10 protein-coding genes are annotated in these 12,729 nt (G+C 38.8%); 8 read left to right on the top strand and 2 right to left on the bottom strand.

All coding sequences use genetic code 11. The annotated features are described in order from the left end of the window. The first annotated feature begins 14 nt into the window (after nt 1-14). The 5 genes from ACOV1Q_RS02200 (at nt 15) to ACOV1Q_RS02220 (ending at nt 7,233) form a co-directional block, all read left to right on the top strand. Complete coding sequence (locus tag ACOV1Q_RS02200; protein ID WP_424492803.1) at nt 15-3,278, top strand: hypothetical protein; 3,264 nt, start codon at nt 15-17, stop codon at nt 3,276-3,278. After that, entirely contained in the window at nt 3,259-3,690 is a 432-nt protein-coding gene (gene ybeY, locus ACOV1Q_RS02205; RefSeq protein ID WP_424492804.1) for an rRNA maturation RNase YbeY, read from the top strand. The genes ACOV1Q_RS02200 and ybeY overlap by 20 nt, the downstream gene beginning before the upstream one ends. Nucleotides 3,691-3,701: 11 nt before the next feature. After that, nucleotides 3,702-5,573 (top strand): tRNA uridine-5-carboxymethylaminomethyl(34) synthesis enzyme MnmG, encoded by a 1,872-nt coding sequence (mnmG, locus tag ACOV1Q_RS02210; protein WP_424492805.1) that lies wholly within the window; start codon nt 3,702-3,704, stop codon nt 5,571-5,573. Between the two features lie 58 nt (nt 5,574-5,631). Further along, the gene (locus ACOV1Q_RS02215) at nt 5,632-6,486 is read left to right on the top strand and encodes a class I SAM-dependent methyltransferase (protein ID WP_424492806.1); all 855 of its coding nucleotides are present in this window, start codon (nt 5,632-5,634) and stop codon (nt 6,484-6,486) included. A gap of 234 nt (nt 6,487-6,720) precedes the next feature. After that, the gene (locus ACOV1Q_RS02220; protein WP_424492807.1) at nt 6,721-7,233 is read left to right on the top strand and encodes an OmpH/Skp family outer membrane protein; all 513 of its coding nucleotides are present in this window, start codon (nt 6,721-6,723) and stop codon (nt 7,231-7,233) included. Between the two features lie 45 nt (nt 7,234-7,278). Here ACOV1Q_RS02220 and ACOV1Q_RS02225 read toward each other — a convergent pair whose 3' ends face one another. Then, complete coding sequence (locus ACOV1Q_RS02225; RefSeq protein ID WP_424492808.1) at nt 7,279-7,677, bottom strand: DoxX family protein; 399 nt, start codon at nt 7,675-7,677, stop codon at nt 7,279-7,281. A 1-nt stretch (nt 7,678) separates the two neighbouring features. Then, nucleotides 7,679-8,833 (bottom strand): DNA polymerase III subunit, encoded by a 1,155-nt coding sequence (locus tag ACOV1Q_RS02230; protein ID WP_424492809.1) that lies wholly within the window; start codon nt 8,831-8,833, stop codon nt 7,679-7,681. A gap of 72 nt (nt 8,834-8,905) precedes the next feature. Between ACOV1Q_RS02230 and ACOV1Q_RS02235 the strand changes: the two genes are divergently transcribed. From ACOV1Q_RS02235 to ACOV1Q_RS02245, 3 genes are read left to right on the top strand one after another with little or no spacing between them, the layout of a single operon-like run. Beyond that, a complete protein-coding gene (locus ACOV1Q_RS02235; RefSeq protein WP_424492810.1) occupies nt 8,906-10,087 on the top strand; it encodes a phosphoglycerate kinase in 1,182 nt (393 codons plus the stop codon). 42 nt (nt 10,088-10,129) lie between these two features. Beyond that, complete coding sequence (locus ACOV1Q_RS02240; RefSeq protein WP_424492811.1) at nt 10,130-11,704, top strand: lytic transglycosylase domain-containing protein; 1,575 nt, start codon at nt 10,130-10,132, stop codon at nt 11,702-11,704. A gap of 20 nt (nt 11,705-11,724) precedes the next feature. Beyond that, entirely contained in the window at nt 11,725-12,702 is a 978-nt protein-coding gene (locus ACOV1Q_RS02245) for a DUF4837 family protein (RefSeq protein WP_424492812.1), read from the top strand. Nucleotides 12,703-12,729: the final 27 nt, after the last annotated feature.

Here is a 12,729-nt window from a genome sequence, read left to right on the forward strand (position 1 = left end):
TTGTAGTTTTAAAGATGATGAAAAGGGGAGGAAGTATGGATAATTTTGAAGTACTACGTAAAAAGCTCGAGGCTTTTATAAAACGATATTACCTAAATGAGCTTTTAAGAGGAATGATTCTCTTCCTCGCGATTGGGCTACTGTATTTCCTGATCATTTTATCACTGGAATATTTCTTATGGCTGTCCAGCACGGGCAGACAGGTACTTTTTTGGCTTTTTGTGGGAGTGGAGGTCTTTCTTTTCGGAAGGTTTATCATTTTTCCACTTCTGAAGCTCTTCAGGATCTCAAAAGGAATCGATTATTCTGAAGCTTCCAGAATTATTGGCTCACACTTTCCTGAAGTGAGTGATAAATTACTGAATTTGTTACAGTTACGTAGTTCAGGTGAACGGTCTGAATTACTTCTTGCGGGGGTTGATCAAAAGGCTTCGGAATTGAAGCCTGTGCCTTTTAGCCTGGCGGTAGATTTTAGAAGTAATTTGCCATTTTTGAAATATGCGGCCATTCCGGCGGTCCTAATTCTATTAATTTTCTTCTCCGGAAAAAGTGCACTCTTTGCCGATAGCTATAAAAGGGTTGTTCATTACAATCAGGTCTATGCGCCGCCCGCGCCTTTTGCATTCCAAATTATAAATAAAAATTTAACTACGAGGGCGAATGAAGCATTTAAACTTAGGGTACAAACAGTTGGAAATGTTTTACCAGAAAAACCTGCTGTTCATTATAATGGTCAAACTTATTTTTTAAATAACATCTCTCCGGGTTTATTTGAATATGAATTTGAACCACTCGAAAATCCTGTGGAATTTTATCTTTCCGGGAATAAGGTTTCTTCTGAAAATTATACTATTAGCGTAGTCGAAGTTCCCGAACTACGTAATTTCAAAATGCATTTGGAATACCCGGCACATACGGGTCTCAAAAATGCCATTTTAGAGGGTTCTGGAAATGCCACCATTCCCGAAGGAACCACCGTAGAGTGGAAGCTTGCAACCATTGCGACAGATGAAGTTTCTTTTTATGCCATGGATACGCTGGAAAAGTTCCGGAAAGATGCTGATCGCTTTTCTCTTAAAAAGGAGGTTTTTGAAGATTTTTCATATCAGATTTCCACTTCAAATGCAGCGGTTATGAATTACGAACAGCTTGATTACAAGCTTGAGATTACCAAAGATGAATTTCCTGAATTGGAACTGGAGCAAAAGATTGATTTATTGGAAAATGACACGCAATATTTTTTCGGAAAAGTATCTGACGATTACGGCATTTCTGAAGTGAGATTAATTTACTATTCCTTAGATAATCCCGAGGAAAAGGAAATAATACCTATCGATGTGCAGAAAGCACCTTATTCCGAATTTTTGCATGTTTTTCCCGGCGACCTGGAACTTCAGGAGGGAAAATCGTTCGAATTCTATTTTCAGGTTTTTGACAATGACGGTGTGCACAACAGGAAAAGTATAAAGAGCAGAAATTTTCAGTTCAGAAATAAAACGGAAGATGAAAAACAGGAAGAACGGCTGGAAGTGCAAAGTGATGCCATTGATGGTTTGAATAGATCTTTGGAAAACCTTCAGTTTTCAGAAGAGCTTTTAGAGGAGATCTCACGATTACAAAAACAGAAGCAAAACCTGGATTACAACGACCGTAAGAAGCTGGAGAATTTTTTTGATCGGCAGGAAAAACAACAGAATATGATGAAAGAATATTCCGAAAAACTGAAAAAAAATTTGGAAGAAGATTCTGGAGCAGATGATCTAAAGGAGCAACTTGAAAAGAGGATAGAGCAGAAAGAAGATCGTTTGGAAGAAAATGAAAAACTGCTGGAGGAATTGCGTAAGTATGGTGAGAAAATAAATGAAGAAGAGCTTGGAAAAAAGCTTGAAGAAATGTCTAAAAATAACCGCAATCAGGAGAAAAGCCTGGAGCAACTTCTGGAATTGACTAAGAAATATTATGTTCAGGAGAAGGGAGCAAAGATTTCACGTGACCTGGAGAAACTCGGGGAGGAACAGGAGAAACTCGCCGATGACGAAGAAAATAACAGTATTGAGGCGCAGGAATCTTTGAGTGAAAAATATGAAGAAATTAAAGAGGATCTTCAGAAATTAGAAGAGGAAAATAAGAAGCTGACGAAACCCATGGAGACAGGAAGAGATAAGGAGCTTGAAAAAGAGATAGGGGAAGAGCAGGAGAAGGCTGGCGAGGAACTTCAAGAGGATGAGAAATCTAGAGCAGGGAAGCATCAGAAAAAGGCTGGGGAAAGTATGAAACAGCTAAGTCAAAAAATGCAACAGCAACAGCAGATGACTGCTGGTGAACAAATTGCTGAAGACGCCGAGATGCTAAGGAAAATTCTGGATAACCTGGTGATTTTCTCCTTTGAGCAGGAGGACCTATTGAATGCTTTTAAGAGGCTTGGACAGGATAATCCTGCATTTGCGTCCAACCTAAGGCAACAGAATCTTTTGAAAGAGCATTTTAAGCATGTGGATGATAGTCTATATGCGCTGGCGTTGAGAAACCCAATGATCACCGAAAATATCACAGAAAAACTTACGGATGTTGAATTTGCACTTGAGAAGTCATTGGAGCGCCTTGCAGATAATCAGATTCCGCAGGGAATGGCTAGTCAGCAGTACGCGATTACAGGAGCCAACGATCTTGCGGTTTTTCTTAGTAAGATCCTTGAAAGCATGAGCAACATGATGAATTCTTCGGGGGGTGGAGGAGGAGATATGCAGTTGCCAGACATTATTAAAAAGCAGGAGCAATTGAGTGAAAAGATGCAGGAAGGACTTCACAAAAGTAAGGAAGGAAATGGTGAAAAAGAGGGACAGAATAAAGGTCAGGGTAGTGAACAGGAGAATGGCGAATTATTCCGAATTTTTCAGGAACAACAAATGTTAAGGCAGCAACTGGAGGATATCTTGAAAAAGAATGGAATGAATGAAAGCGGTGAAGAATTACAAATGGAAATGGAGCATATTGAAGAAGAAATGCTGCGGAATGGGTTCAACGAGGAAACGCTTAGGAGAATGAAAAATCTGGAACACAAATTGCTAGAATTAGAGCACGCAAATTTAGAGCAGGGGAGTAAGCAGGAAAGGGAATCTAATACGAATAGGGATGAGTTTAAAAATACAGTTAAGGATCAAATGCTTAAGGCAAAAGAATATTTTAATACCACTGAAATTTTAAACAGACAAAGCTTACCTTTGCGCCAAATTTACAAACGAAAAGTAAAGGAGTATTTTGAACGAGGAGACCATTAATTTTTATTCAGAAAATCAATTCGAGCTTAGCGATGAAAAGCGGTTTTCAGATTGGTTAAAAAATGTAATTCTTTCAGAAGAAAAGAAGACGGGTGAGATAAGTTTTATTTTTTGTGATGATGATTATCTTCTCGAAATAAATCAAAAATATCTCAATCACGATACGTATACAGATATTATAACTTTTGATAATTGCATAGGAAATATACTTCAGGGAGATATTTTCATCAGCACTGAAAGAATTGCCGAAAATGCTGAAACTTACATGGTAGATTTTGAGGAAGAATTAAAGAGAGTGATGGCCCATGGAATTCTTCACCTTGCAGGATTTGCTGATAAAACAGAGGACGAGAAAGCTGAAATGCGGCGTAAAGAAGAGGAAAAAATGAAAATGTTCCACGTGGAACAATAGAAGGAAAATTTATGTTTGATAAAGAATATGATGTTATTGTAGTAGGAGGAGGGCACGCAGGAAGCGAGGCCGCAGCCGCAGCCGCCAATGTTGGTTGCAGTACCTTATTGATTACAATGAACCTCCAGAATATTGCACAGATGAGTTGTAATCCTGCTATGGGAGGAATTGCAAAAGGGCAAATCGTGCGGGAAATTGATGCGTTGGGCGGCTATAGCGGATTGGTAAGCGATACCAGTGCGATCCAGTTTAAGATGCTTAATAAATCTAAGGGACCTGCTATGTGGAGTCCAAGGGTGCAAAGCGACCGAATGATGTTTGCAGAACATTGGCGATTGCGCCTTGAAGCAACAAAGAATCTTGATTTTTATCAGGAAATGGTTTCCGGTTTGCTTATAGAAAATGGAAAAATAGTTGGAGTAAAAACTTCTTTGGGAATAGAAGTAAAAGCCAAATCTGTTGTGCTTACAAATGGAACTTTTCTTAACGGATTAATCCATATTGGGGACAAGCAAATGGGTGGAGGAAGATCTGGGGAAAGAGCTTCAAAAGGTATAACCGAGGATCTTGTTCAAATAGGTTTTGAAGCCGGAAGAATGAAAACCGGAACGCCACCAAGGGTAGATGGAAGGTCTTTAGATTATACTAAAATGACCGAACAACCGGGAGATGACATTCCGGCAAAATTTTCTTACCTGGATGAAACTACGCCTCTTAAAAAACAACGTTCCTGCTGGATGACATATACGTCACCAGAAGTGCATAATCTGCTAAAGGAAGGTTTTGATCGTTCACCTATGTTCAACGGAAGAATTAAGAGTATTGGCCCAAGATATTGTCCTTCTATTGAAGATAAAATCAATCGGTTTGCAGATAAAGACAGGCACCAATTATTCATAGAGCCTGAGGGCTGGAATACGGTAGAAATGTATGTGAATGGATTCTCTACCTCACTTCCGGAAGATGTTCAGTTTAAAGCTTTACGTTCTGTTGCCGGGTTTGAAAATGTCAAATTTTTCAGACCGGGTTATGCGATAGAATATGATTATTTTCCGCCAACGCAGTTAAAACATACACTCGAGACAAAATTGGTAGATGGTCTATATTTCGCGGGACAAATTAACGGTACCACAGGTTATGAGGAAGCTGCTTCTCAAGGTTTGATGGCGGGTATAAATGCCGCTTTAAAAGTACAGGAGAAGGAGGAGTTTATTCTCAAAAGAGATGAGGCTTATATAGGTGTTCTAATAGATGATCTTATCACAAAAGGTACCGAAGAGCCTTACAGGATGTTCACGTCTCGTGCAGAATACAGAACACTTTTACGACAGGATAATGCAGATTTCAGGTTGACTGAAAAATCTTATAAATTAGGATTGGCTTCTGAAGAGCGCATGAGAAGAATGGAGGAGAAGAAAGAAAAATCCTTTTCTTTCGTTCAATTTTTGAAAGATACAAGCGTTGCACCTGAAGAAGCAAATGCAGTTTTAGAAACAAAAAATTCTGCTTTGGTCAAACAAAGCGATAAGATCTTCAAGATATTTTCCCGTCCCAATATCACTATGGATGATGTGAGAAACTTCAGTGGGGTAAATGATTTTATAGTGGATAATAATCTTTCTGAAGAAGAACTCGAGCAGACAGAGATCCAGGTAAAATATTCGGGATATATTGAAAAGGAGAAAAACAATGCCGATAAATTAAACCGCCTGGAGGATATAAAAATTCCTTCGGAATTTGATTATTCAAGAATCAAATCTATGTCTTTTGAAGCGAGGGAAAAACTGAAAAAAGTGAAACCAACATCAGTTTCCCAAGCCTCACGAATTAGCGGAGTGAGTCCGAATGATATTTCAGTTTTACTCGTTTACATGGGGAGATAATCTCAATAGTTCCACGTGGAACATCTACTTGAAACATTGTTTGAAAGAACCTTTTTGAATGGCAGTATCAAATTCAGCAACGAATTACTTTTTAAAATGTAAAGATCATACCGTAAGCGGAAATAAATATGAACTTCGGTATGATCAGGAAAAGGATATGCTTATTACTTTTCCAAGACCTGAACTTCACGAACTGCCGGAATTTTATAAAAGCGAAAAGTATATTTCCCATACCGATTCCCGTAGATCCCTTTTTGAGAAAACCTATCAATGGGTGAAGACTTATATGATAGATAAAAAGATCACGTGGATCGAAAAGGAGAAGAAGAGTAGGGGAAGACTTTTAGATATTGGAGCGGGAACAGGTGATTTTTTATTTAGGGCTAAGAAAAAAGGTTGGGAAGTGAAAGGAGTGGAACCAAATCTCCAGGCAAGAAATTTAGCAGATAAAAAAGGAATTAATTTAATTGAAGATTCTTCTTCTCTTGCTTCAGGATCTTTTGACGTTATTACAATGTGGCATGTTTTAGAACATGTTCCGGATCTTAATGAACAAATAGTTGAATTAAAACGTCTGCTGAAGAAAGATGGTTTGCTGGTGATAGCTGTACCAAATTTTAAAAGTTACGACGCCCGGAAGTACAAAAGCTTTTGGGCAGCTTATGATGTGCCAAGACACCTTTGGCATTTCTCCAAAAATGCCATTTTGAATATCTTTTCTGAGCATTCATTTAATTTGACTCAAACAAAAGGTTTGCAATTTGATTCTTTTTATGTTAGCCTTTTGTCTGAAAAATATAAAAATGACTCAGGATTTTCTGTCAATGGAATTTGGACCGGCTTCTTATCAAATTTGAAGGCAGCTCGCACGGGAGAGTATTCTTCGCTTGCTTATTTCCTTACAAAAGAGTAGAAAAATGATTTTAAAGGCCATTTCTGCTCATTTTAGTTTCGGAGGTTATATAGAACCCTTTATTTTATTAAAAATGCGCTTAAAACGCTTCTTTTGAAGCTGTTTTCAATAATTTTTAATGATTTTGATTTAAGTTGAAATAGAAATTTGCAATGGAATCAGAATATAAAAGAATTTCCTCATTTTTGGAATAGCTTTGTTACTTTTGTTCGAAATAGAAAAATTAAAAACAAGATGAAGAAATTATTGTCAATAGTTTTATTGGGAACTGCATTGATTGGGTGTAACGAACAAAAAACAGCATATGTTGATACCACAACCTTAATTCAGGAATATTCAGAAATGAAAGAGGTAGAGGCTGAGTTCACTACACGATCTGATGAAATGAAGAGACAGTTTGATTCTGTCGCACGTGGTTTCCAACAGGAAGTACAGGCTTACCAACAGGAAATGGATAATATGAGCCAAACGCAAAGACAGGAAACTGAAAGCCGACTTATGCAAACGCAGCAGAGGTTACAACAACAGCAACAGCAAATGGGTGGTGCCTTAAGAGAGGAAAGCGATGCAGTGATCGATTCTATTGTGACTAAGGTGAAGGATTATGTGAAGGAATATGGCGAGGAGAATGATTATACTTACATCTTTGGTTCTAACGAATCTGCCAACATAATGTATGCGGAAGAAGGACTGGATATTACAGATGAAATTCTTGAGAAACTGAATTCCGAATACGAAGGAAACTAAGGTTGTCAAAATAACATTCCAAAAAGGGGCTGAAAAGCCCCTTTTTTATGCGGTAAAAAGAAAAATTCCGAAGATGACTACCATGAAATATCCTGTAATTGTGAAAGCGCCTGCATAGTCTTTAGCGATTCTCTGACCAAAGAGAAGCATCAAAAGAGTAATCGCTGCAAGTACAGCCGCTGTTAATCCGGTTTCAGGATTATTATTGGCAACCAGGGAATAAATTCCCGCCAGGGCGTATAAACCGGTAATGATTTCCATAATCATGATGATGCCAACCATAAGAGGAACAAATCCTTTTAAAAATGTCTCTCCGAAATGCCCTTTTAGCCACCCCAGGTTTCCTTTCCAGTCGAAAAGCTTGTCCAGCCCCGATTGTAAGAATACAATTAAAATGAAAATAAGGATTAATAACTCCGGAAGATTATCTGTGATATTGTTCATTTTATGAAGCTTTTTTATGAATGAGTCTGGTTAATTTTATAGAAAGATCGGTTAGGATTATCTTGGCGTTTCCATTTCTCTCAATGTGATAAATTGCATCCTGAAGTTCCTGCGTTATGGTCATAATATTATTACCATGAATAAAGGGAGAGAATTTCTTAAGAGTAAAACCCTTCGTTTGTGGTTCCATAAAAACGAGGCCGTCGGCTTTGTAGTTCTGCAATAAAGCCTGCCTGAAAAAATCCATACAGAACAAAAGAAATTTCTTCTGTGTTTCCCTTCCTGTGGCAGCAATGGTTTCGCTCCATGCAATAAGATCACGAATGGCCGTTTTGTTTCCTTTTGCTTTAAATGCGCTCCTCACCCAGGTTACAAACCATTCCTCAAACTGCTCATCGCCTTCGTTGCTATGCAAAATATGAAGTGCCTTAGTAAAGCTGCCATTGGCACGGTGTGCAATCTTCATTGCAGTACTTTCCTCACATTTCTGGTTATTCATTAATCCTTCGGCAATAACCTGCTCATTCAGCGGAGGGAAATGAAGCACCTGGCATCGGGATCTTATTGTTTGGATGATGCTCTCTTCCTCTTCAGAAATGAGAAGAAACATCGTATTGTTTGGTGGTTCTTCGATAAGTTTTAGCAGCTTATTGGCACAGGCGGTATTCATCTTGTCTGCCATCCATATGATCATGACCTTAAAACCACCTTCGTAGGATTTTAGCGCAAGAGATTTCACAATTTCCTGGGCTTCATCGACTCCAATTTGTCCTTGTTTATTTTCTATCCCAATGCTTTGATACCAGTCGAATAAACTTCCATAAGGATTTTTAGAAATAAATCTCCTCCAGTCCTCCAGGAAGAAGTTAGAAACAGGATGCTTCTTTACCTTATCATTGGTAGCAACGGGGAAAGCAAAATGAAGATCGGGATGAGAAAGATTATTGAGCTTGATATTACAAGCCTCATTTCCCATAAGGTTTTCACCGCCGTGATTCTTACATAAAATATATTGCGCATAGGCAATGGCCATTGGCAACGTACCACTCCCTGCCGGCCCCACAAATAATTGCGCATGCGGAATGCGGTTCTTATCTGCTGTGGTCGTTAAATGATTCTTTATATGTGGTAATCCTAATACTTCAGAAAATAGCATAAGCAAAGATAAAATTTATATACACTTTTATATCTTAGGAGAAATTTATCTTTGTATCCTAAACTAATCACTATGAAAACTGTCAACGACTTTAATTTTAAAAATAAAAAAGCTTTAATAAGAGTAGATTTTAACGTACCTCTCAACGAAGACCTGGAAGTAGGTGATACCAGCCGTATTGAGGCTGCAAAACCAACGGTACTTAAGATACTGGAAGATGGTGGTAGTGCCATTTTAATGTCTCACCTTGGAAGACCTGAAGGAAAGGAACAAAGATATTCCCTGGAGCACATTGTAAAGAAAGCGTCTGAAATTCTTGGTGTCCAAATAAAATTTGTTTCAGATTCTGTAGGGACTCAAGTAAAAGAAGCTGCCAAAAACCTTCAGCCTGGCGAAGTACTTATGCTGGAGAACCTGAGATTCCATCCTGAAGAAAAGAAAGGAAATGATGATTTCGCGAAAGAACTGGCTTCTCTAGGTGATATCTATGTGAATGATGCTTTTGGAACTGCACACCGTGCGCACGCTTCTACCACTATTGTTGCAAAACATTTTCAAGACAAATGCTTCGGATTATTATTGGCGAAAGAAATTGAAAGTCTTGAAAAAGTGCTTGGTAATTCAGAAAAACCCGTTACAGCAGTGTTAGGTGGAGCCAAGGTCTCAACGAAGATTACAGTTATTGAAAATATACTTGATAAAATAGATCACCTTATCATTGGAGGTGGAATGACCTATACGTTTGTTAAAGCGAAAGGTGGTAAGATTGGAAATTCCCTGGTGGAAGAAGACAAGCAGGATCTTGCTTTAAAAATCCTGAAGTTAGCAGAAGAAAAGGGAGTGCAGGTTCATTTACCTGTAGATTCGGTAATCGCCGACAGCTTCTCTGAAATGGCAGATACCAACGTTGTTTCAGTAAAAGAAATTCCTGATGGCTGGATGGGTCTGGATATAGGTCCTGAAACTATTAATCAATTTGGAAGTGTAATTAAGGATTCGAAAACCATCTTATGGAACGGACCTGTAGGCGTTTTTGAAATGGACACTTTTGCCAAGGGGACAATTGCTTTAGGAGAACAAATTGCTGCGGCCACCCGTGATGGTGCATTTTCTCTGGTAGGTGGAGGAGACTCTGTTGCTGCTGTAAAAAAGTTTGGGTTTGAGGACAAAGTGAGTTACGTTTCTACTGGAGGCGGTGCTATGCTGGAGATGCTCGAGGGAAAAAGTTTGCCTGGAATTGAAGCCATTAAATAAACAGGTACGGTAATTGATACAATTGCCGTAAGAACTTTTTTTATGATGAAGAAAATACTGCCATACATAGTTCTTCTGCTTTCCGCGGGTGCATTCTCACAGGAAAAAACTCCTGAAGAATACAAAACTTCTGAAGAGGCCAAGGTAGATCAAACGAGTATTGACAGCCTTATAGAAATGCACAAAAAGCTTTTTTCTCTGAAGAATGCCACCGATGTAGATTTTGCCAACCATGTATCTTTTGAAGTGCTTCGAGACTCTGTGGTTGCGAATCTTATCGATCATCCGGGTGCTGCGCAAATGGATTCGGTATGGCAAAAAGAGCTTTTATCATCAAGTTTATATCATGATTTTCAGAATGATCTTTTAAATCAGGAATATAACGAAGAAGTAGATAGAAGTCTGCATACAGATACCCTCAAAATGCGGCTTGAGGAATTGGATGCGAAAACACCGTTTAAAGTAACTTATCATCCTTTACTTGAGAATATTATTCATTCTTATTTAAGAAGAAATAAGAAATCCATGGAAGATTTAATGGCCATAAGTGGTTATTATTTTCCCATTTTTGAACAGCAACTGGACAGGTATAATATTCCTTTAGAGATTAAATACCTGGCCATTGTAGAGTCTACATTAAATCCGAGGGCACGTTCAAGAGTGGGCGCTACAGGATTATGGCAGTTTATGTATGCTACTGGAAAAATGCATGGGCTGGATGTTACTTCTTATGTGGATGAAAGAATGGATCCGGTAAAATCATCAGAGGCTGCAGCACAGTATCTCTCGACACTGTACCGGGTTTTTGAGGATTGGGACCTTGTGCTGGCTTCCTACAATTCAGGACCGGGAAATGTTTCCAAAGCCATTCGTAGAAGTGGTGGTTCAAAGGATTATTGGGAATTACGGCCTTATTTACCACGGGAAACAGCCGGATATGTTCCTGCTTTCATAGCCACTATGTACTTGTTTGAATATGCCGAGGAACATGGATTTCAGCCACCCATGCCCATTACGACCTATTTTGAAACCGATACCATTCGTACGCAAAGAAAATTATCTTTCGACCAGATTGCTGAAGTAACAGGTGTAGAAAAGCCAATGCTGCAGTTTTTAAACCCAAGTTATAAGCTGGATATAATTCCTAACATTCCTGAACAAAAATATACCCTGAGACTTCCTCGCGACAAAGCTGGTTTGTTTGTGAACAACGAAGAGATCATTTACGGTTATACACAGGCACAAATTGCCGAAGAAAAAAAAGGAATTGAAGAGGCGCAGGAAGAAAGCAGGATTACATACAGGGTGAGAAAAGGTGATTTTCTCGGAAAAATTGCCGAGAGATATGGAGTGGGTGTCAGCAGTATTAAGGAATGGAACGGTTTAAGGAGCAATAGCCTTAGGATTGGCCAGCGGCTGGTAATATATACGCAAAATGCCAGTGCTACAGCTTCTAAGTCAAATAACCCGAAGATGTATACGGTAAAAAGAGGGGATTCCTTGTGGAGTATTTCCAAAAAGTTCCCTGGTGTCACCGTTCAACAACTTAAATCTCTGAACAACATGAACGGTAGCCGATTAAAACCGGGCATGAAAATTAAACTTTCTGAAGGTTAGGCCTTTAAAAACCACTTATTATGAAGAAAATATATTTATTGTTTATTGCTGTAGGTACACTCGTGTCCTGTGGAGAAAATGGAGAGGAAAATGAAAGAGTTCTTTCAGATTCTTCAGGAAACATCAATAATCTTTCTGTTATAGTAGACAATGACCTTTGGCAGGGAGAGGTTGGAGAAGCCATTAGGGAAAATCTTGCGTCACCTGTAGATGGTTTGCCTCAGGATGAACCGTTGTTCTCTATTAGCCAGATGCCTCCGGAAGCTTTTTCAGGCTTTACACGTAAGAACAGGATTTTTCTCAAAATAGAAAAAGGCCAGGCAGGCGATATAAAGGTAGGAAACAATCTTTACGCTAAACCGCAAACGGGAGTGGTTGTCAAGGGGCAGACAAATGAAGAAATAGCTTCTTTAATCAATCAAAATGCGGAAAATATTATTAAAGCATTTAAAAGGACTGAAATCAACGAAAAGCAGCGAAGAATTTCGAAATCTCTTAAAGAAGACGAGCGACTGAAGCAGGAATTAGGAGTTTCACTTAAGTTTCCCGATGCCTACAGATATGCAAAGGATGAAGAAGGTTTTTTTTGGATAAGAAAAGATATTCCCAATGGAAGTATGGAGATCATGGTTTATGAGGTTCCTCTAAATACCATTCAAAGAGACAGCAATATTGTGGGTAACATAATTAAGATGCGTGATTCTATAGGTGAGCAGCACATTCCTGGACCAGTAGATGGCAGCTATATGATAACTGAAGCTGCGTACGCGCCATACCTTTTCAATTCTGAAATTGATAATAAATTCGCATATGAAACTAAAGGTACCTGGGAGGTGAACGATGCCTATATGGGCGGTCCTTTTTTAAATTATGCAGTACTGGATGAAGAAAACAACCGGTTTGTAATATTGGAAGGTTTTGCCTTTGCACCTTCCGCCAGGAAGAGGGACAACATGTTTGAGCTGGAAGCAATATTAAAATCGGCTAAAATTAAATAACCGAGCAGAGCATAAAAAAACCCAACT

Origin of the sequence: Salinimicrobium maris, assembly GCF_049680855.1 — a bacterium.
In the GTDB taxonomy this organism is placed as follows: domain Bacteria; phylum Bacteroidota; class Bacteroidia; order Flavobacteriales; family Flavobacteriaceae; genus Salinimicrobium.